The sequence below is a fragment of the Mesorhizobium sp. M1328 genome (assembly GCF_040318075.1).
Taxonomy (GTDB): domain Bacteria; phylum Pseudomonadota; class Alphaproteobacteria; order Rhizobiales; family Rhizobiaceae; genus Mesorhizobium.
In genome coordinates this window covers 51771-70565 of sequence record NZ_JAMYLO010000022.1, presented here as the reverse complement: position 1 = coordinate 70565, position 18795 = coordinate 51771, and the positions used below count along the sequence as shown (strand labels likewise).

At 62.7% G+C, this 18795-nt stretch carries 19 protein-coding genes and 1 tRNA gene; 7 read left to right on the top strand and 13 right to left on the bottom strand.

Annotation, left to right across the window (positions count from 1 at the left end; genetic code table 11):
* Nucleotides 1-172: 172 nt before the first annotated feature.
* Together NKH23_RS28465 and tig are read right to left on the bottom strand one after the other, a co-directional pair.
* Nucleotides 173-697: a hypothetical protein gene (locus NKH23_RS28465; RefSeq protein ID WP_352719174.1), complete on the bottom strand. Its 525-nt coding sequence runs from the start codon at nucleotides 695-697 to the stop codon at nucleotides 173-175.
* A gap of 160 nt (nucleotides 698-857) precedes the next feature.
* Nucleotides 858-2333, bottom strand: coding sequence for a trigger factor (gene tig / locus NKH23_RS28460; protein WP_353035953.1), 1476 nt, complete (start codon nucleotides 2331-2333; stop codon nucleotides 858-860).
* A gap of 343 nt (nucleotides 2334-2676) precedes the next feature.
* Between tig and NKH23_RS28455 the strand changes: the two genes are divergently transcribed.
* A tRNA-Leu gene (locus NKH23_RS28455) sits at nucleotides 2677-2761 on the top strand.
* 91 nt (nucleotides 2762-2852) lie between these two features.
* On the opposite strand, the gene NKH23_RS28450 is transcribed toward NKH23_RS28455, so the two are convergent.
* Nucleotides 2853-3437 (bottom strand): GDYXXLXY domain-containing protein, encoded by a 585-nt coding sequence (locus NKH23_RS28450; RefSeq protein WP_352719173.1) that lies wholly within the window; start codon nucleotides 3435-3437, stop codon nucleotides 2853-2855.
* Nucleotides 3434-4552 carry a DUF2157 domain-containing protein gene (locus tag NKH23_RS28445; RefSeq protein WP_352719172.1) on the bottom strand — a complete coding sequence of 373 codons (1119 nt, stop codon included), beginning with the start codon at nucleotides 4550-4552 and terminating at the stop codon, nucleotides 3434-3436. Before NKH23_RS28445 ends, NKH23_RS28450 begins: the two co-directional genes overlap by 4 nt.
* A 223-nt stretch (nucleotides 4553-4775) precedes the next feature.
* Between NKH23_RS28445 and NKH23_RS28440 the strand changes: the two genes are divergently transcribed.
* A complete protein-coding gene (locus tag NKH23_RS28440) occupies nucleotides 4776-4916 on the top strand; it encodes a DUF1127 domain-containing protein (protein ID WP_091596947.1) in 141 nt (46 codons plus the stop codon).
* A 47-nt stretch (nucleotides 4917-4963) separates the two neighbouring features.
* Nucleotides 4964-5104 carry a DUF1127 domain-containing protein gene (locus NKH23_RS28435; protein ID WP_023678914.1) on the top strand — a complete coding sequence of 47 codons (141 nt, stop codon included), beginning with the start codon at nucleotides 4964-4966 and terminating at the stop codon, nucleotides 5102-5104.
* A 359-nt stretch (nucleotides 5105-5463) separates the two neighbouring features.
* On the opposite strand, the gene NKH23_RS28430 is transcribed toward NKH23_RS28435, so the two are convergent.
* Nucleotides 5464-5925, bottom strand: a complete 462-nt coding sequence (locus NKH23_RS28430) for a hypothetical protein (RefSeq protein WP_352719171.1) — start codon at nucleotides 5923-5925, stop codon at nucleotides 5464-5466.
* Nucleotides 5926-6164: 239 nt separating this feature from the next.
* Between NKH23_RS28430 and trmFO the strand changes: the two genes are divergently transcribed.
* The 3 genes from trmFO (at nucleotide 6165) to NKH23_RS28415 (ending at nucleotide 8259) form a co-directional block, all read left to right on the top strand.
* A complete protein-coding gene (gene trmFO / locus NKH23_RS28425; RefSeq protein ID WP_353026617.1) occupies nucleotides 6165-7574 on the top strand; it encodes a methylenetetrahydrofolate--tRNA-(uracil(54)-C(5))-methyltransferase (FADH(2)-oxidizing) TrmFO in 1410 nt (469 codons plus the stop codon).
* A gap of 78 nt (nucleotides 7575-7652) precedes the next feature.
* A complete protein-coding gene (locus tag NKH23_RS28420; protein WP_352719169.1) occupies nucleotides 7653-7955 on the top strand; it encodes a type II toxin-antitoxin system ParD family antitoxin in 303 nt (100 codons plus the stop codon).
* Nucleotides 7927-8259: a type II toxin-antitoxin system RelE/ParE family toxin gene (locus tag NKH23_RS28415; RefSeq protein WP_352719168.1), complete on the top strand. Its 333-nt coding sequence runs from the start codon at nucleotides 7927-7929 to the stop codon at nucleotides 8257-8259. Before NKH23_RS28420 ends, NKH23_RS28415 begins: the two co-directional genes overlap by 29 nt.
* An 85-nt stretch (nucleotides 8260-8344) precedes the next feature.
* Here the strand turns inward: NKH23_RS28415 and NKH23_RS28410 are convergent, their stop codons facing one another.
* From NKH23_RS28410 to yajC, 4 genes are read right to left on the bottom strand one after another with little or no spacing between them, the layout of a single operon-like run.
* Entirely contained in the window at nucleotides 8345-9172 is an 828-nt protein-coding gene (locus NKH23_RS28410) for a phytoene/squalene synthase family protein (RefSeq protein ID WP_502912385.1), read from the bottom strand.
* A gap of 25 nt (nucleotides 9173-9197) precedes the next feature.
* The gene (locus tag NKH23_RS28405; RefSeq protein WP_352719166.1) at nucleotides 9198-9587 is read right to left on the bottom strand and encodes an Mth938-like domain-containing protein; all 390 of its coding nucleotides are present in this window, start codon (nucleotides 9585-9587) and stop codon (nucleotides 9198-9200) included.
* Nucleotides 9588-9602: 15 nt separating this feature from the next.
* Nucleotides 9603-12155, bottom strand: a complete 2553-nt coding sequence (secDF, locus tag NKH23_RS28400; RefSeq protein WP_352719164.1) for a protein translocase subunit SecDF — start codon at nucleotides 12153-12155, stop codon at nucleotides 9603-9605.
* Nucleotides 12156-12206: 51 nt separating this feature from the next.
* Complete coding sequence (gene yajC, locus NKH23_RS28395) at nucleotides 12207-12548, bottom strand: preprotein translocase subunit YajC (protein WP_352719163.1); 342 nt, start codon at nucleotides 12546-12548, stop codon at nucleotides 12207-12209.
* Between the two features lie 275 nt (nucleotides 12549-12823).
* Here yajC and NKH23_RS28390 point away from each other — a divergent pair, with 275 nt between their 5' ends.
* Nucleotides 12824-13699, top strand: a complete 876-nt coding sequence (locus NKH23_RS28390) for an ATP-binding protein (protein ID WP_353026622.1) — start codon at nucleotides 12824-12826, stop codon at nucleotides 13697-13699.
* 97 nt (nucleotides 13700-13796) lie between these two features.
* Here NKH23_RS28390 and NKH23_RS28385 read toward each other — a convergent pair whose 3' ends face one another.
* The 4 genes from NKH23_RS28385 to serS all read right to left on the bottom strand — a co-directional run bounded on the left by NKH23_RS28385 (nucleotide 13797) and on the right by serS (nucleotide 18339).
* Entirely contained in the window at nucleotides 13797-15329 is a 1533-nt protein-coding gene (locus tag NKH23_RS28385; RefSeq protein WP_353035939.1) for a peptidoglycan DD-metalloendopeptidase family protein, read from the bottom strand.
* A 285-nt stretch (nucleotides 15330-15614) separates the two neighbouring features.
* Nucleotides 15615-16280, bottom strand: coding sequence for a protein-L-isoaspartate(D-aspartate) O-methyltransferase (locus tag NKH23_RS28380; protein WP_352914978.1), 666 nt, complete (start codon nucleotides 16278-16280; stop codon nucleotides 15615-15617).
* Nucleotides 16277-17035 (bottom strand): 5'/3'-nucleotidase SurE, encoded by a 759-nt coding sequence (surE, locus tag NKH23_RS28375; protein WP_352719159.1) that lies wholly within the window; start codon nucleotides 17033-17035, stop codon nucleotides 16277-16279. Before surE ends, NKH23_RS28380 begins: the two co-directional genes overlap by 4 nt.
* The gene (gene serS / locus NKH23_RS28370) at nucleotides 17035-18339 is read right to left on the bottom strand and encodes a serine--tRNA ligase (protein ID WP_352719158.1); all 1305 of its coding nucleotides are present in this window, start codon (nucleotides 18337-18339) and stop codon (nucleotides 17035-17037) included. The genes surE and serS overlap by 1 nt, the downstream gene beginning before the upstream one ends.
* Between the last annotated feature and the right edge of the window lie 456 nt (nucleotides 18340-18795).

Sequence of the window (18795 nt, the reverse complement as noted above, 5' to 3'; positions counted from 1 at the left end):
ATCGCCAATTTGCCCTGGCTGACCTGCACAGGCCGACATCTAGTCCGCTGGCATGCGCTCTTGAATGGCAGAACGGATATCCACTGCCTGGAGTTGCGGCACCTACATACCACAGAACCCGGCCGGCAGGTAGAGTTCGATCATTGAATGGATTAATGCGGATAATCCGCGCTCAAGGCAATTTGGTGTTGCAGGTGGTGGCGATCCGGCCGACCGCCTCTTCAACTCCGGCTAGGTCAAACTCGGCTTTGCCGCGCCCCGACAGCAGCCCGAACCGCCAGGACAGCAGCAGCCGGTCCGCGGAAATCAGTCGCCTGATGCCGTCGGCACCGTCGCGGACCAGCATCCTGCTGCGCGGGCCGACCGACCAGCTTTCGTTGAGCTTGCCGGATTGGCCGACAGTCACCGACATGGCGATGGTTCGGCTGGCGGAAACGGTGTCGCTCAGCTGCAGCCATTCGCTCCAACGCGGTTCGCCGGCGGTCCGGCAGGCGATCGTCAATACCGGGCTGTAACTCAATGCGCCGCCGCCGGTGATGAGCTTGTTGGTCGCGTAAAGCGAGGCGGTGACAAGGCCATCGCTGGTCTTGTCGAACCGCCAGTTGTCGAGAACCGTATCAGCCTGAGCGATCCCGCAGACCGACGCAAGCAGGAATGCCGCCGCCATCACGCTTCCGATACCGAAGAACTGTCTCAACGATGCCTCCAACAACCGCTGCGGTCAGCAACCCTGCGCAGATAATCATCAAAGCTTCGTATCGCCACCTCGACCGCCAGATGCGTGAAATCCGTTGCGTCTGCGCCACAACGAAAAAGGCCGCCTCGAGAAGGCGGCCTTTCGGAATTCAGCAGGGACGTTATTCAGCGTCCTTGGCGGCCTTCTTCTTCGGCGCGGCCTTTTTCTTCGGCTCTTCAGCGTCGTCGTCGGCCTTCTTGGCGTCGGCTTTTTTCGCGGCCGGCTTCTTCGCCGGCTTTGCCTTGGTCGTCTCCGTATCCTCGTCGTCGGCCAGCAGTTCTTCCTTGCTGACCTTGACATCGGTGACCGAAATCTGGCCGAGCAGATGGTCGACCACCTTCTCTTCGAACATGGGCGCGCGCAACGTATTCAGCGCTTCGGGATTGTTGCGATAGAATTCGAAGGCTTCCTGCTGCTGGCTGGCCGGATAGCGGCGTACCTGCTCGAACAGGCCGCGCTGCAGTTCCTCGTCCGTCACCGTGACGCCTGCCTTCTCGCCGATTTCGGCGAGAACCAGGCCGAGACGCACGCGGCGTTCGGCAAGGCGCATATATTCGGCGCGCGCTTCTTCCTCAGTCGTCTCTTCGTCGGCGAAGGTGCGTCCGGCGGCTTCGAGATCGCGGTTGACCTGGTTCCAGATGTTGTTGAACTCGGCCTCGACGAGCTTGGACGGCGCCTCGAACGAGTAGGCGGCGTCGAGCTGGTCGAGCAACTGGCGCTTGACCTTCTGGCGCGTCATCGAGCCGAACTGATTTTCGATCTGACCGCGCACCACCACGCGCAGGCGCTCCAGCGACTCCAGGCCGAGGTTTTTGGCCATCTCGTCGTTGATCTCAAGTTCGCAGGGCTTCGACACTTCCTTGACGGTCACGTCGAAAGTGGCTTCCTTGCCGGCCAGATGCGCCGCCTGGTAGTTTTCCGGGAAGGTTACCGTGATCTGCTTCTCGTCGCCAGCCTTGCTGCCGACCAGCTGGTCCTCGAAGCCGGGGATGAATTCCTTGGAGCCGAGTACCAGCGGCTGATCGGTGCCGGCGCCGCCGTTGAAGGCTTCGCCGTCGATCTTGCCGACATAATCGATGGTCACGCGGTCGCCCTCGGCGGCCTTGCCGGTCTTCGGCTCGTAGGTGCGGGCGGATTCAGCGACACGCTTGACCTGCTCGTCGATCTCTTCATCCGGCACGTCGAACACCTGGCGCGTCACCTTGATGTCGGAGAAATCCTTGATCTCGATCGGCGGAATGACCTCATAGTTCAAGCGGAACTCGAAGTCGGCGCCGCCTGCCAGAATCTTCTCGGCCTCCTTCTCGTCCTCCGTCATGATCACTTCGGGCTGCATGGCGGCCTTTTCGCCGCGCCCGGTGATGATCGAACGGGTCGAATCGTTGAGGATCTCGTTGACCACTTCGGCCATGAACGATTTGCCGTAGACCTTGCGCAGGTGCTGCACCGGCACCTTGCCCGGGCGGAAGCCGTTGATGCGGACCTTGTTCCTGGCATCGGAGAGCCGCGCCATCAGCTTGGCTTCCATGTCACCGGCCGGCACGGTGATCTTGATCTCGCGCTTGAGACCGGAGTTGAGCGTTTCGGTGACCTGCATCATAAAACCTTTGTTTCCACCAATGAGGCCGTCAAACGGCCCCTGCCGTTTACAGCCTGCCGGTATGATCTTGCCGGGAATGGCTTTTGGTGCGGGACTTGGCGATCTGTCCGCCCAACGCGGCACAAATCCTCCAGAAATACGCTCCAAAATGTGAATAAGTCTTTGTTTTTCCTACTTCTTATCACATTCTGCAGAAGCGGATCGTCGCGTCCCGTCACATTCGACACGCCTTTTGTCACAGGCGACGCTGATTTTCAACCATCTTTGCATTCCGGCCAATGATGCCGATATCGGCCCTGACATTGACAGAATGATGGCTACATGGGATTGGCCGGGCAATGCGGATGTGGCGGAATTGGTAGACGCCCTGGATTTAGGTTCCAGTGCCGAAAGGCGTGGGGGTTCGAGTCCCTTCATCCGCACCACCCTTCGCTCTTCGAGCTTCGGGTGGCAGGCCACTCGAAGCTCCTCTGAAGCCTTGGCGAAGGAGGATCATTGCCAAGGCCGTAGCGCGATCTAGTAAAGCGGCTCCTCGAACAGTGTCTTGTCGCCGTCCACCAGCGCTTTGATCTGCGCCGTGCCGTTGGCCGCGATCGCCACGCGGATGCCGAACGGCCGCACCCGCATATCGTTCTGGATCGCGATCCCCTCGCCTTCCGGCAGATAGAAGCGCTCGATGCCGTACTCCGGCGCGATCGTCGTTGCTCCCTGGCTGATATCCCAGCCCTCGGAGACGTGTCCGACGATATCGGCTTCGCCGGATGCTGCCGGCACCGGCGCTTGCCCGAACCAAGCCGCGGTCGGCCCCCAATAGCCATCGGCGCCCTGCTTCAGCCTGACCACGATCGACGTTTCCTCGCTGGAAAGCTTGCCGGCCGGAATGTTGCCGATCAGCTTCACCGGTATGCGCGAAATCTCGTAGCCAAGCGAGATATAGTCACCGCGCAAGAGATCGCGCGGATCGATCGGCTCGACCCTGAGCAGGACCTGCTTGCCGTCGCGCAGGATCGCCGCGCGTCCGGCGATGATCCAGCTCAGAAAGCCGATCTGGACGAGCGCCAGGACCAGCGCCGAGATGATCAGTCTTTTGCCGGTCATCATGCCGCCGCTCCTGTCATGTTCGAGGCGTTCATGCGCTTTTCTATGCGGATGATAATAAAGGCCAGAACGGCGAGAAGCACCGCCGCCGCAAGGAAGAAGCCTGCCGTGTCGAGCATTGATTGCAGCATCACCACATAGATGATGGCGAGTTCGAAGGCGAAGCCCGCATAGGCAACCCAGCGCAGCCCCCGGCTCTCGCGGCCGCCCAGCACGATCGCCGCGACGATGCCGGCCAGCGCAACAGCCGAGGCAATGGCGAAGCCGCTGCTGTAGCTGCTTTCATCCGCCAGTTCGAACTGGATCATCGCCAGGCCGGTGAGAAAGCCGATCAGCGCATGCAAGGGCAACCTGCCGCCGAGTTGCAAAACACTCTCGACCGGCCCGGCAGCAAAGATCGCAGCGGTAAAAAGCAGCACCGACGCGGCAACGAGCGGGATGGCGACTTGCAGCGTGTCGTACTCCATGACCAACAGCACCAGGTAGAAAAGGACCGACAGGATGATCAGGTGGCGCGCCGCCTGGCTGCGCGTCCAGAACGAAACGGCGAACAGCACCAGCGCCATGACGACGAAGAGATGCGGAAATTCCGTGCGCCGGAAGTAGTCGAACCCTCTCAGGAACAGCCAGGCATCGGCGATGCCGACGGCAGCGACGGTCAGCGGGTTTGAGCGCAGCGCCACCGCCGCCAGCGCCGTGCCGACGCCCCAGGTGATCAAGGCCGAGGCCTCGTCGCCCGACAAATGATACATCTGGCCGATCAGCGCGATCGATCCGCCGAATGCCGCCGCTGCGACGATCCACAGCGCCTCGCCGATCGCCGCATGGTCGCGCATCTTCAGCACCGCGCCGCCGACATAGCCGGCAAGGATAACGGCAAAAAGTGCCGCGACCCGCACCAGCCGCGGGATGACTTCCCAGTTGGCGGCGATAAAAATCAGGATAGCCGCGCCGAACAGCAGCGCCGCCATCATCGCCAGGATCGAGCCGAAGCTCAGCGATTTGCGTTCGTTGGCCTCGACGTCGCGCGTCAGCGCATCGGCTGTCGGCGCGTCGATCAGGCCGGCCTGCTGCCATCGCGCGATATCCGACCTGACCCGTGACGAATAGCTCGCCATTGCCCCTCCCCTTTCGCTTCGTCCTTTTAGCTCGTGCGCCCAAGCGTTTGACCTTACGGCATTTTCCGATTTGGGCGGAAAGCCGGACGCGCGTTAATGTTGCATTGCACAATTTGCATTGCTGCCATGCACCAATAGCGCTTTTAAATCGATATGATCCCACCTATTTTCACGGTGCACACAAAGACGGAATGATCCGAAAGAAAGACGAAACGAGAATACCATGAACCTGATCCGCAACTATCGCAACTGGCGCCGCTATAGGGACACCGTGTCCGAGCTGAGCCGCCTGAGCACCCGTGAACTGACCGACCTCGGCATCAGCCGCAGCGACATTCACTACGTCGCCCGCAAGGCGGTCTAATCCTTCGGGCCGCAAATGGTCCGACCAGTTTTGAAAAGAGAACGACAATGAACCTGATCCGCAACTATCGTAACTGGCGCGTCTACCGCGAGACGGTTACCGAGCTGGGTCGCCTGTCGAACCGCCAGCTCAACGATCTCGGCATCGTCCGTGACGAGATCAAGATGGTCGCTCGCAGGGCGATCTAACCACAAGAATTTCGCCAGGGTCGACCTCCTCCCCGACCCTGACGGATACGGTCAGCCTTCACCTCCTCCCGAGGGTTGACCACAAAAACGGCGCCCGCCGGACCTCCTCCCTCGGCGGGCGCTGTTTCTAAGTTGTTTCTAAAAAGGGTTTCGCGCCCTTTCAAATGGCGAAAAGAATTTCGTCAAAGCCGACCTCCTCCCCGGCGATGACGAATACGGTCGATCTTCACCTCCTCCCGAGGATCGACCAACAAAACGACACCCGCCGGACCTCCTCCCCCGGCGGGTGTTGTTGTTTTCAGGTCTAGGCACTCCGAAGCTGCTTTGGGGAGAGCCGTCTTTGCGGGACGGCCCTATCGTCAGTCCAGCGCCCCGCTTTTCAGCACGCCCCGTTCCTTCCACTGGCTCAGCGGAAAGATGTCCGGCGCGCCGCCCATCGGCGCATACCAGGAATCCACCACCCATTCCGTATCGCCGCGGTCGCTGATCACCGCCGTCCAATGCGGATAGCGCCCGTCGACAAACAGGCCTCGCGAGGCCTTGTCCTCGACCTTGTGAAACCTGAGCAGTTTTCGCTCGGCAAGATAGACCAGCAACGCATGCGTATTGGTCGATTCGTCGACACAATCCATTTGGCCCCTGATGCGCGAGGCACCGAATTCTGACTGCGGCTGGTCACGAATGCCGATGGCCTGGAAAATGCGTTGCTCGAAATAGCGGACCGCCTTGGAAATAGCGGAACGCTCGGCCTGGGGCGAAGCCGCACCCGCACGCAGGATAGAGCGGAAACGCGCACCGTCACTCGGGCCAAGCGCGAGCATTGTGCGATAGTTGCAACCGTAGCCGTGACATATGGGGATCCGTTTGGGAGCCGTCGCGGCCAGTTCGCCGGCGGCCGCTGATCCGCCTACCGCGGTCACGACTGTCAGAAATGTCGCTCTGGCAAAGACCCCGAGACTCCCACCCATTCGCGATAGTAGACGATTGCAGCGCGTGGCGGCAACAGCGCGGCTCATTCGTGTAATTGCAATCCTCGCGCCAAGCGACTATTTCGGCGCTCATGGACAAGAATCCCATTCACGTCATCGGCGGCGGTCTCGCCGGCGCCGAAGCCGCCTGGCAGGCGGCCGAAGCCGGCGTCCCCGTTGTCCTGCATGAAATGCGTCCCGTCCGCGGCACCGAAGCGCACAAGACCGACGGGCTGGCCGAGCTCGTCTGTTCCAATTCCTTCCGCTCGGACGATGCGCAAACCAATGCCGTCGGCCTGCTGCACGCCGAAATGCGGCTGGCCGGTTCACTGATCATGAGCGCCGGCGATGCGCACCAGGTGCCGGCCGGCGGTGCGCTGGCCGTCGACCGCGACGGATTTTCCGAAGCGGTCACCAGGAAGCTCGAAGCCCACCCGCTCATCACCATCCGACGCGAGGAAGTGCCCGGCCTGCCGCCGGCGGACTGGGACCAGGCAATCGTTGCCACCGGCCCGCTGACCGCGCCTTCGCTCGCCCGATCGATAGCGGAAGTGACCGGCGCCGACGCGCTCGCCTTCTTCGATGCCATCGCGCCGATCGTCCATTTCGACACGATCGACATGGACATCTGCTGGTTCCAGTCGCGCTACGACAAGGTCGGGCCCGGCGGTACCGGCAAGGACTACATCAATTGCCCGATGGACAAGGAGCAGTACCTTGCCTTCGTGCAGGCGCTGGTCGACGGCCAGAAAACCGAATTCAAGCAGTGGGAAGGTACGCCCTATTTCGACGGCTGCCTGCCGATCGAGGTGATGGCCGAGCGCGGCGTCGAGACATTGCGCTACGGGCCGATGAAGCCGATGGGGCTGACCAATGCGCATAATCCGTCCGTAAAGGCCTATGCCGTCGTTCAGCTTCGCCAGGACAACGCGCTGGGCACGCTCTACAACATGGTCGGCTTCCAGACCAAGCTGAAGCACGCCGAGCAGGTGCGCATTTTCCACACCATCCCCGGGCTGGAGAATGCCGAGTTCGCCCGCCTCGGCGGCCTGCACCGCAACACCTACATCAATTCGCCGACGCTGCTCGACGCTTCGTTGCAGTTGAAGTCGCGACCCGGCCTGCGTTTTGCCGGCCAGATCACCGGCTGCGAGGGCTATGTCGAGAGCGCCGCCATAGGCTTGCTTGCCGGGCGCTTCGCCGCCGCAGAACGGCTCGGCCACGCGCCGTCGCTGCCGCCCTTGACCACCGCGTTTGGCGCGCTGCTCAACCACATCACCGGTGGCCATATTGTCTCCGACGACGAGCCTGGAAAGCGCTCTTTCCAGCCGATGAACGTCAATTTCGGCCTGTTCCCGCCCGTGGACACGCCGAAGATCGAAGGCAAGCGGCTGCGCGGCAAGGACAAGACGGTCGCCAAGCGGCACGCCGTGACGTCGCGCGCGCTGGCCGACTGCCGCGAATGGCTGGGGCTGCCTTCCCGGGCGGAAGCTGCGGAATAGTGCCGATCTCCGCTCTTGCGCGTTGCGCGGCGGAGAAGTAGGATATTATCCTACTTTGTATCGCGAGGCCAAAATCCCATGGAATCCGCTGAGAAACTGTCCGTCACCGTAACGCCCGCCATGGCGCGTATGATCCGCGAAAAGGTCGAGGACGGCTCCTACGGATCGGCGAGCGAGGTCATCCGCGCGGCACTTCGCGCTTTCCAGCGCGAAGAGGAAGAACATGCCGAGCGCATGGCCTCGATCCGGGCGCGCGTGAAGGCCTCGATCGAGGACACAAGGCCTGACGTTCCGCTGGACCAGGCAATCACGAGAGTGAAGAGCAGGATTTCGGAGTTGGCGAGGGGGAACGATGATCCAGCGTCTCGCCGTAGTTCTTAGCGAAGGCGCGATCACGGATTTGGTATCGATTGCCGGCTATATCGTCAACCGCGGTGCGAGCGAAGCGGCTGCGGACAATTTCGTCGACAGGATCAAGCTGCGTTGCGGAAACATCGGCAATGCACCGCGTGGCGGCCGGCCGCGCGACGACATTGCACCAGGATTGCGAACGGTGCCGTTCGAGCACTCGGCTATTATCGCCTATGTTGTCAGCGACGATCTCGTTCGCATCGTCAACATCTTCTATGGCGGTCGCGATTATGAAACGCTGATGCGCGATGGCGGGTCGAGTGATCCATCGTGATGGAAGCTACTCGGCCGGGCCGATGCTCGCCGCCGGCAGTCCCGGCTTGGCGGCCGGGCCGGATTTCCTCATTAGCAATCAGCCTTCACACCGCCGGCCAGCCCCGCGTCGCGCGCCGGAACAAAAGCCAATGCCGGCGCAAGGCCGAAAGCCGCACCGCGCCATCAAGCGGTGAATGGCGGGAGCCGTCAATCTTGCTGAGATAGGCGCTCGACAACGCCAGCGGCAGAAAGGCCGGGCGCAGCGAAACCGGCAGAGCGGACGCCCCCTGCGTGAAAGCGGAAAGATGCTCGCGTGCCAGCGCGATCATCGCGGCCACTGCGCGTTCCGCGCCCGGCCCGCCGTCGCCTGTAACGAATTCTTGCGGCGACGATCCCGCCGCCGCCAAAATGTCGGCCGGGACAAAGCATTGCCCTCGCTTGCGATGCAGCGGCAGTAGAAGCAGGAGACCGGTCATTGCCTGCGCACAACCTGCCCTGCCAGCAAGTTCGGCAAAGCGCGGTGCTTCGACCGGATCGAGCACCATCGCCGCAAGCTGGATAAGTGCTGCGGCAGTCTCGCCGCAATAGCCTTCGAGGTCGGTGCGCGACGGCATCGGGTCGTCATAGAGATCGAAGATGCGCGCTTCGAGCATATTGTCGAAAGCGGCCTTGGGCAGGCGGTGAGCGGAAATAGTCGCCCTCAGCGCGTCCGCCACGGGATGGCCGACCTTAGCGCGATCCTCTTCGGCGGCGATGATGTCTCGCCACCATTGCAGCCGGACTTCACCCGGCAGCGCTTCGCGGATGCGATCGCGTATGCCGGCAATTTCGGCGTTGAAGGCATAGAGCGAAAACACCGCGTCCCGCTTGTCTTCGGGCGCGTAGAGCGCGGCGAGATAGCGGTCATGGTCGGCGGCGCGCACCGTCTCCATGACGGCTTTGGTGTTTTCGGCCACGTCAGTCGACGGCGATGAGCGCTGCGGCCACGGCGCGGTCTTCCGCCAGCAGCACATTATAGGTCCGCACCGCCGCCCCGGTCGACATCGGATCGGCGGAAATGCCCGCTTCTTTCAGCGCCGTACGCAGCGCGGCCGGCAACGGCCTCAGATCCCTGCCGCTGCCGACCAGCAGGATCTCGACCTTGTCGGCCTCATTGAACAGCTTGGCGAAATCCGCTGCCGTCAGCGCCAGCGGATCGGCCGGCTCCCAGCCGTATATGCCCGAAGGCAGGCACAGCAGCGAGCCGCGATGCGACATGTCGGCAAAGCGGAAGCCGCCATTGCCGTAAGCCTCGATCGGTGCGCGGCCCGGGAAATGCGCCTCGCGGATGACGATGCCCTTGGCCACTTTTGCGGCAAGCCGTCAGGTGGCTATGGCTTTGCCGCCGCCCACCGGCTTTTCCTCATCGGATGCTGTGGCCTGCGGCCGCAGCTTGAACAGGATAAGCAGTGGCGCGGCGATAAAGATCGACGAATAGGTGCCGAACACGACGCCGAACAGCATCGCCATGGTGAACGAGCGGATCACCTCGCCGCCGAACAGCACCAGCGCCAGCAGCGCCAGGATCGTCGTCACCGAGGTCAGCGTCGTCCTCGACAGCGTCTCGTTGATGGCGTTGTTCAGCAATTGCGGCAGCGACATTCGCTTGTATTTTCGCAGATCCTCGCGAACACGGTCATAGACGACGATGGTGTCGTTGAGCGAATAACCGATGATAGTGAGGATCGCCGCCAGCGACGACTGGTTGAATTCGAGGCCGGTGATGACGAAGAAGCCGATCGTCATGACCACGTCGTGCACGGTCGCAACGATGGCGCCGACCGCGAACTGCCATTCGAAGCGGAACCAGACATAGATCAGGATGCCGAGCAGCGCGACAAGCATGGCAATGGTGCCTTGCTTGGCAAGTTCGCCCGAAACCGTTGGCCCCACCACTTCGACGCGGCGAAAATCATACTGGTCCTGCAGTTCGCCGCGCACCTTGTCGATGACGGTCTGTTCGGCGTTCTCGCCACCCTCCTGGGTACCGACGCGGATCAGCACGTCGTTCGGCTCGCCGAACTGCTGAACCTGCACCTCCCCGATATTCAGTTCCGTCAGTCTGCCGCGGATGTCGGCCAGATCGGCATTGCCGGCCTTGGACTGCACCTCGATCAGTGAGCCGCCCTTGAAATCGATGCCGTAATTGATGTCGATGGTCATGAAGCCGATGACCGACAACACCGAAAGCACGCTGGACAGTGTGAACGTCCAGCGGCGGATGCCCATGAACGGAATTTTCGTGCCGGGCGGAATGAACGTCACAGGCGCCCGCGGCAACTCCTTCGGACGGGCGCGGCGAAGCCAGATCGACACCAGCAGGCGGGTGAAGGTGAAGGCGGTGAAGACCGTGGTCAGGATGCCGATGGCATAGGTGACGGCAAAGCCCTTCACCGGTCCGGTTCCGAGCCAGAACAGCACCACGGTCGCGATCAGCGAGGTGACGTTGGAATCGACGATGGTCGCCAGCGCCTTGCTGAAACCGGTGTCGATCGCCTGGATCACCGAGCGGCCGTTACGCCGCTCCTCGCGGATGCGCTCATAGATGAGAACGTTCGAATCGACCGCCATGCCGATGGTCAGCACGATACCAGCGATACCGGGTAGGGTCAGCGTTGCGCCAAGCAGCGACAGCAGCCCGACAATCATCGCCACATGCACCGCCAGCGCGATGTTGGCGAGGAAGCCGAGGAAACCGTAGGCGACGAACATGAATGCCACCACCAGGATCGACCCGATGATGCCGGCGACCTTGCCGGCATGGATGGAATCCTGGCCAAGTCCCGGCCCCACCGTGCGTTCTTCGATCACCGTCAGCGTCGCAGGCAAGGCGCCGGCACGCAGCAACACGGCGAGGTCGTTGGCGCTCTCAGCGGTGAAATTCCCCGATATCTGGCCGGTACCGCCGGGGATCGGTTCACGGATCTGCGGCGCCGAAATCACCTGGTTGTCGAGGATGATGGCAAACAGCTTGCCGACGTTCTGCGATGTCGCCTGGCCGAACCGCTGCGCCCCTTTCGAATCGAAGCGGAACGAAACAACCGGCTCGTTGTTTTGGGAGTTGAAGGTCGCCTGGGCATCGACGAGGTTTTCACCCGAAACGATGACGCGGTTCTCGATCAGATACGGTACCGGCGGGTCGTCCTGCGAATACAGCACCGAGGATCCCGGCGGCGGACGGCCGTTCAGCGCGTCCTGCACCGGCATCGATTGGTCGACCATCTGGAAAGTCAGCTTTGCGGTCTGGCCAAGAATTTCCTTCAGCCGCTGCGGGTCTTGGAGACCAGGCACCTGCACCAGGATACGGTCGTCGCCTTGGCGCTGCACGATCGGCTCGGTGGTGCCGAGTTCGTTGACGCGACGCTCGACAACCTGGATCGCCTGCGTCAGCGCCGTCGAGGTGCGATATTTGATCCCCGCATCGGTGACGGCAAATTTGAGCAGGCCGGGCTCGGAATCATCCAGCGTCATCTCCTGGATGGAGCCGCCGCTGAACAGGCCTGCGGCCACCGGATTGGTCAATGGTTTCAAGGCTGTCTTGGCAGCCTCGATCTGTGCGGGATCGGTGATGCGGACCTGCACCGTACGGCCCGTTCCGGAAAGGCCGGTATAGCCGATCTTGGCATCGCGCAGCAGCGTCCTGATTTCGTCGCGCGTCGTCTCCAGCCGATCCTTGATCAGATCGTTCGGATCCATCCTGAGCAGGATGTGCGAGCCGCCCTGCAGGTCGAGGCCGAGCGTCATCTGCCGCTTCGGCAGCCAGTCGGGCAACTTGGCCAGCGTGCTGGCGGAAAAAAGGTTGGGCGCAGCGAGGACCACTGTGGCGGCCACGGCCAGCCAGATCAGGATCATCTTGAAGCGCGAAAAATAAAGCATATGGCGTCGTCCGTCAGGGCGTGCTGGCGGATCGTTCCGCCGACAATTCGGTTATTTCTTGGCGTTCTGGTTCGCCACCGGTTCGCCCTTGACGCGCACGTCGGCGAGTGTCGAGCGCAGCGCCGTCACCTTGGTGCCGCCGCCAAGGTCGATTTCGAGCTCGTTGTCGTCGATCACCTTGGTCACCTTGCCGACGAAGCCGCCGCCGGTGACCACCGTATCGCCGCGGCGAACCGCCGCCAGCATCTCGCCGCGCTTCTTCAGCTGCGTGCGCTGCGGCCGGATGATCAGAAAATACATGATCACGAAAATCAGAGCAAACGGCACGATCTGGATAAACATTGCGGACGAGTCCCCGCCGATGCCTTGGGCGTATGCCGGTGTCACGAACATCGAGGTACTCCTGAACTTTGAAAAACAGCCGCAAGGCGGCCCCGCCAAATTTGGCCGGAATATAGTCGGTAACGTTGCCAATGCAACTGCGCCGCCGGGCAAATCGGCTGCTTTTCCGGGCTGGTGAGCCGTGTTAGAGGGTGATCCCGAAAAGCGACGCTCGGTTTTCGCAAAAGATCATGCCCGAACAAATGCTTGGGACGAGTTTCGAAACCGCTGAAATCAGGTAGGTTGGCCTGCCGCACGTCCCGAATGCGAAACAAAAAAGACAAGAGATGACCGACAGCACCATCGATACCCTGAGCCAGAAGCTCGACCGCCTGATCGAGGCGGTCGCCCGCCTCGCGCCGCCGCCGGTGCCGCAAACCGACCTCGGCGAAGCCGATTGCTTCGTCTGGCAGGCCGATCCCGGCTATCTGGAGCCGGTGCGCAAGGTCAACCGCGTCGACATCGGCCTGATACGCGGGGTCGATCGCGTCCGCGACATATTGGTCGACAACACCGAGCGCTTCGCCTCCGGCTATGCTGCCAACAACGTGCTGTTGTGGGGCGCGCGCGGCATGGGCAAATCGTCGCTGGTCAAGGCGGTGCACGCCGCGGTCAACGCTTCGACCAAGCTCAACCTGCCGCTCAAGCTTATCGAGATCCATCGCGAAGACATCGACACGCTGCCGAAGCTGATGGGACTGCTGAAGGCCGCGCCGTTCCGCTTCATCCTGTTTTGCGACGACCTGTCATTCGACCATGACGACACGTCCTATAAATCGCTGAAGGCAGCTCTTGAAGGCGGCGTCGAGGGCCGCCCGGCCAACGTCATCTTCTACGCCACCTCGAACCGGCGGCATCTGTTGCCGCGCGACATGATCGACAATGAGCGCTCGACGGCGATCAATCCGTCCGAAGCGGTCGAGGAGAAGGTTTCGCTGTCGGACCGTTTCGGCCTGTGGCTTGGCTTCCACAAATGTTCGCAGGATGAATATCTCGACATGATCGACGGCTATGTCCGCCATCACGATCTCGCCATCGATCCCGAGACGCTGCGCGCCGAGGCGCTGGAATGGGCGACGACGCGCGGCAGCCGTTCGGGCCGCATCGCCTGGCAGTTCACCCAGGATCTGGCAGGCCGGCTCGGAAAATCGCTCAAGGATTAGCCGCTCAAGGACTAACAGCAGAAGAAGCCCGCACCTTGCGGAGCGGACTTCCTCGGCGGGCTGAAGGTCAGGCGGCCCGCAAATTGCTTTTCGTCTTCTATTCGAGATAGGTCGAAGGATCGACCGGCGCCGAGTTCTTCCGCACTTCGAAATGCAGTTTCGGCGAGTCGGTGGTGCCGCTCATGCCGGACAGGGCGATTTCCTGGCCGCGCTTGACCTTCTGGCCGCGCTGCACCTCAATCGAGCTGGCGTGGCCGTAGACGGTGACCAGACCGTTTTCGTGCCGCACCAGCACCGTGTTGCCGAATTCCTTGAGGCCGTCACCGGCATAGATGACGACGCCGTTTTCGGCCGCCTTGACCGGCGTCCCCTCGGGCACGGCGATGTCGACGCCGTCCTTGCCGCCGCCGAAGCTTGAGATCACACGGCCGCGCACCGGCCAGCGCATCTTGCCGATGCCGGTTGCGTCCGGCGCCACCGCATCGTCGTCCTCGGCCTGCTGGATGACTTTCGCGTCCTTCTTCGGCGGCGTGTAGGAGGCGAGCGTCTGCGTCGGCGTTGTCTTGGCAGGCGGCTGGGTCGTGGCCGTCGTCACCGGATCGACCTTTGCCGGCTTCGCACCGGCGACGACAGCGGTTCCGCCTGCCGGCACTTGCAGGGTCTGGCCGATCTTGAGCAGTCCATCCTGCATGCCGTTCGCCTGCTTCAACGCGACGACGCCGACGCCGGTCTTTCTGGCGATGGCGGACAGCGTATCGCCTTGCTGAACCGTGTAGGTACCGCCGGCACTGGCCGGCTTGGCCGTCGCCGAAGCCACCTTCGCCGCGGCCTTTCCATCCTTCGGCTGGCTTGCGGCAGCCGAGGCGTCCACCTGCGCGGTAGACTTGCCTTCCCTAAGCTTCGGCTGCTGCGGCAGCACGGCCACCTTCTCCGGCGCGTCGGCCGGCTGGTCGTGCCTGGTGCCATTCGCGGGCTTGGCGTCGGCGACTTTCGGCGCGGCACCGTTGCTCGAATACGCATAGGCCGGGATGACGAGCTTCTGGCCGGTCTTCAGCCCCTTGGTCGCGCTCAGCCCGTTGACTTTCATGATGGCATCGGCCGGCACGCCGTAGCGCCGGGACAGGCCGGAAATGGTCTCGCCATCCTTGACGACGATCTCGGTCGCATGTGGTGCGCCGGCGGCCGTCGCCATGCGCGGCGCGTCGGGCTCGGCGTTCTTGAATGGCCTTGCCGCCGGAGCGACGGTGCCGGTTGCCGTCCTGTCGACACGAGGAGCGGCAGGCGCCAGGGCCGGCGCGGCAGCGGTGCGCACCGGACGGGCGGCAGGCGCCAGGGCGGGAGCCGGAGGCGGCAATTGCTGCGCCGTGACCGGTTCGAGGCTTGAGCGGCTGACCGACTGGGTGTGGCTGCCGTCGATCGGCGCGGCCGCAACATCGCCCGGATAGGGCTGAGCAGCATCCTGCTTGTCGATGATGGCGCGCTGGTTGTTGGTCGAGGCGGTGAACACGTCGTCGACGCTGTTGAACCGCGCCACCTGGGAACTACACCCCGTCGCAGCGCCTGCGATCATGAGGACGGCGCAGCCACGCGCCAGATTGCGTCCGTTTGCCTTCAAAACACTGAATTGCATCGCACTAACCCGCACAGACCCGGTACATCTGAGTGTGATTAAAGCGCGTTAATGTTACCGGTCGGTTAAACCTGTAGAATCAGGCGCAAATTTTCTTAAAATATTCGAGGAAGGCTCTCAGCTTCGTCATCCTAGGGCGGAGCAGGAGCGGAGCTTCCGTCGCGGAGACCCTGGGATCCATTCCGTGACGTTGGCCGAAGAATGCGGCGGAGCAGAATTCTGCTGCGCCCTAGGATGACGAAACACCCGGCTTCGGCTGCCCCCAAGCGGCCGACGGTTAGGATATCAAATCACCGCGGCGACGCCGCGCAGGATCGGCTGCAGGCGCACCAGGCCGATATCCTCGCGTTCGAAGCGGCTGCCGACCTTGGTCAGCTTGGCCAGCACCTGCTCGCCTTCGTCGGGTCCGATCGGCGCGATGACGATGCCGCCGCTCGACAATTGATCGAGGAGAAAGCGCGGCAGGCTGTCGAAGGCCGCCCAGGCGACTATGCGGTCGAACGGCGCTTCGTTGGCCAGCCCGTTGGAACCGTCGGCCTGGCGCACGATGACATTGCCGATGGCGAGTGCCTCGAGGCGCTGCCGGGCCTGTTCGGCCAGCGTCTTGTAACGGTCGATGGTGACGATCCGAGCGGCAAGCCGCGACATCACCGCCGCCGTATAGCCGGACCCGGTGCCGATCTCGAGCACCCGGTTGCCCGGCTCGATGGCAAGTGCCGCGATCACCGCCGCCTGCAGGTCGGCACCTTCGATGGCCTCGCCGCATTCGATCGGCAGCATACGGTCCGACCAGGCGATCGAGTGAAAATGCGGAGACAGAAAGCCGCGCCGCGGCGTCGCCTCGAAGGCGGCGATCAGCGCCTTCGGCACTGTGCCCCTGCCTCGCAGGCGAAGCAGGAAGGCAGCGAAACCTTCGCGCTCGTCGACCGTTGCAGCGTGGTTCAAGTTCATGCGAGCGCCTTGGCCAGTTGATCGCGGATTTCATGCGCGGTGAGATCGAGCTGCAGCGGCGTCACCGACACCTGCCGATTGCGCAAGGCATGGAGGTCGGTGCCTTGCTTGCCCTCGACCGGCTCGCGGCCGAAGCGCAGCCAGTAGTAAGGCAAGCCGCGCCCGTCGCGCCGCTCGTCGACCCACAGGCTGTGGACCAGCTTGCCCTGCGAAGTGACCACAGTTCCGGCGATCTCTTCCGGCGCACAATTCGGAAAATTGACGTTGAGCAGCACGCCGTCCGGCAACGGCATGGCGACGAGCTTTTCGAGCAGCGCCGGCGCCAGCGCTTCGGTGGTCTCGTAGGGAACGACGCGGTCCTCGCCGACATAGGAATAGGCCTGGCTGATGGCGATCGATCGCACGCCGAGCAGCGCGCCCTCCATGGCGCCGGCGACGGTGCCCGAATAGGTGACGTCGTCGGCGATGTTGGCGCCGGAATTGACGCCGGACAGGATCAGGTCGGGCGCTTCGGGCAGGATCTTCTTCACGCCCATGATGACGCAGTCGGTCGGCGTGCCGCGCACGGCAAAGTGCTTTTCGCCGATTTTCCTGAGCCGCAGCGGCTCCGAGATCGACAGCGAATGCGCATAGCCGGACTGGTCCTGTTCCGGCGCCACCACCCAGACGTCGTCCGACAGCGTGCGGGCGATGCGTTCGAGTGATGCAAGGCCCTCGGCATGGATGCCGTCGTCGTTGGTCAGAAGGATGCGCATTATTTCGATTCGATCTTTTGCAGACCGCCCATGTAAGGCCGAAGCGCTTCAGGAATGGTTACGCTGCCGTCCTCATTCTGGTAATTTTCGATGACGGCGATCAGAGCGCGGCCGACGGCGGTGCCCGAACCGTTCAGGGTGTGGACGAAGCGGTTGCCCTTGCCGTCCTTGTCCCTGTAGCGGGCGTCCATGCGCCGCGCCTGGAAATCGCCGCATACCGAGCACGACGAGATTTCGCGATAGGCATTCTGGCCCGGCAGCCAGACCTCGATATCGTAGGTCTTGCGCGCGCCAAAGCCCATGTCGCCAGTGCACAGCGTCATGGTGCGGAAAGGCAGGCCGAGCCGCTTCAGCACCTCCTCGGCGCATTCGGTCATGCGCTCATGCTCGGCAACCGAAGTCTCCTGGTCGGTGATCGACACCAGCTCGACCTTGTAGAACTGGTGCTGGCGCAGCATGCCGCGCGTGTCGCGCCCAGCCGAGCCCGCCTCCGAGCGGAAGCACGGCGTCAGCGCGGTATAGCGCAGCGGCAGTTTTTCGTGCGGCGTGATTTCGTCGCGAACGAGATTGGTCAGCGGGACTTCGGCGGTTGGTATTAGGCCAAGCCTGCCGTCCCCATGCCGAACGAAGAATAAATCCTCCTCGAATTTTGGCAGTTGCCCGGTCCCGAAAAGCACCTCGTCGCGTACCATCAACGGCGGCTGGATCTCCACATAGCCGTGCTCGGTCGTGTGCAGATCGAGCATGAACTGGCCGAGCGCGCGTTCCATCCGCGCCAGGCCGCTTTTCAGCACGGTGAAACGCGAGCCGGAAAGCCGTGCTGCCCGCTCGAAATCCATCATGCCGAGCGCTTCGCCGATCTCGAAATGCTCCTTGACCCAGTTCGGCCGCGTCGGCACCTCGCCGACGACGCGCTTGACGACGTTGTCGTGCTCGTCCTTGCCGACCGGCACGTCGTCGAACGGCACATTTGGCAGCACTGCCAACGCATCGTTCAGCGCCTTGTCGAGCTCGCGTTCGCGCGCCTCGCCATTCTGGATGAAGGCCTTGATCTCGCCGACCTCGGCCTTCAGCCTTTCGGCAAGAGCGGCATCGCCCGAGCGCATGGCATTGCCGATCTCCCTCGATGCGGCGTTGCGGCGTTCCTGCCGGGTCTGCAGCTCCGTCAGATGCTCGCGCCGCGCCTCATCCGCGCCGATCAGGTCGTCGACCGTGGACTGCGCCGCCTCAGCCGACCACGAGCGCTTCTGGAGCGCCTCGACAAGGGCCTTCGGGTTGTCGCGAATCCATTTGATGTCAAGCATGGTCTGTTCGTCCTCAGAGGGCATGTCGCCCAAAATGCGCAGCGGTTGTGGGGCAACGAGATGCCCAAAACAAAGACCAGAGGGCGTAAACCGCATCTTTCGTTGATGCAAGATGTCAGGCCGAGTTCCTTCGCGCCCCCCTCTGTCCTGCCGGACATCTCCCCCTCAAGGGGGGAGATCGGCAGCTTTGGGGACAGCGCCCTTTCTGCATCCTATGAGATTGGCGAAAGCGGCAAGGACAGCCGATCTCCCCGCCTGTGGGGGAGATGTCCGGCAGGACAGAGGGGGGCGCTGTCCCGCCGACATCAGCCGACAACGCAGGAACTCTCAAAAGGAAGCAAGAAACAAAAAACCCGCCTCGGGAGGCGGGTTTTTGGAGCCAATTGGCACCATACCCAAATCAGTAGCATAGCTGCCGGCACAAAGCAAGAACAAAGTTGCTGCGGCCGGCAAAAA

What these genes read in the sequence shown, in the direction of transcription:
- NKH23_RS28385 (WP_353035939.1), bottom strand. Translation starts at nt 15,329, where the DNA reads ATGCAATTCAGTGTTTTGAAGGCAAACGGACGCAATCTGGCGCGTGGC.
- trmFO (WP_353026617.1), top strand. Translation starts at nt 6,165, where the DNA reads ATGGACAAGAATCCCATTCACGTCATCGGCGGCGGTCTCGCCGGCGCC.
- NKH23_RS28420 (WP_352719169.1), top strand. Translation starts at nt 7,653, where the DNA reads ATGGAATCCGCTGAGAAACTGTCCGTCACCGTAACGCCCGCCATGGCG.
- NKH23_RS28415 (WP_352719168.1), top strand. Translation starts at nt 7,927, where the DNA reads ATGATCCAGCGTCTCGCCGTAGTTCTTAGCGAAGGCGCGATCACGGAT.
- NKH23_RS28410 (WP_502912385.1), bottom strand. Translation starts at nt 9,172, where the DNA reads ATGGAGACGGTGCGCGCCGCCGACCATGACCGCTATCTCGCCGCGCTC.
- serS (WP_352719158.1), bottom strand. Translation starts at nt 18,339, where the DNA reads ATGCTTGACATCAAATGGATTCGCGACAACCCGAAGGCCCTTGTCGAG.
- tig (WP_353035953.1), bottom strand. Translation starts at nt 2,333, where the DNA reads ATGCAGGTCACCGAAACGCTCAACTCCGGTCTCAAGCGCGAGATCAAG.
- NKH23_RS28390 (WP_353026622.1), top strand. Translation starts at nt 12,824, where the DNA reads ATGACCGACAGCACCATCGATACCCTGAGCCAGAAGCTCGACCGCCTG.
- NKH23_RS28440 (WP_091596947.1), top strand. Translation starts at nt 4,776, where the DNA reads ATGAACCTGATCCGCAACTATCGCAACTGGCGCCGCTATAGGGACACC.
- NKH23_RS28445 (WP_352719172.1), bottom strand. Translation starts at nt 4,552, where the DNA reads ATGGCGAGCTATTCGTCACGGGTCAGGTCGGATATCGCGCGATGGCAG.
- surE (WP_352719159.1), bottom strand. Translation starts at nt 17,035, where the DNA reads ATGCGCATCCTTCTGACCAACGACGACGGCATCCATGCCGAGGGCCTT.
- yajC (WP_352719163.1), bottom strand. Translation starts at nt 12,548, where the DNA reads ATGTTCGTGACACCGGCATACGCCCAAGGCATCGGCGGGGACTCGTCC.
- NKH23_RS28450 (WP_352719173.1), bottom strand. Translation starts at nt 3,437, where the DNA reads ATGATGACCGGCAAAAGACTGATCATCTCGGCGCTGGTCCTGGCGCTC.
- NKH23_RS28430 (WP_352719171.1), bottom strand. Translation starts at nt 5,925, where the DNA reads ATGCTCGCGCTTGGCCCGAGTGACGGTGCGCGTTTCCGCTCTATCCTG.
- NKH23_RS28435 (WP_023678914.1), top strand. Translation starts at nt 4,964, where the DNA reads ATGAACCTGATCCGCAACTATCGTAACTGGCGCGTCTACCGCGAGACG.
- NKH23_RS28380 (WP_352914978.1), bottom strand. Translation starts at nt 16,280, where the DNA reads ATGAACTTGAACCACGCTGCAACGGTCGACGAGCGCGAAGGTTTCGCT.
- secDF (WP_352719164.1), bottom strand. Translation starts at nt 12,155, where the DNA reads ATGCTTTATTTTTCGCGCTTCAAGATGATCCTGATCTGGCTGGCCGTG.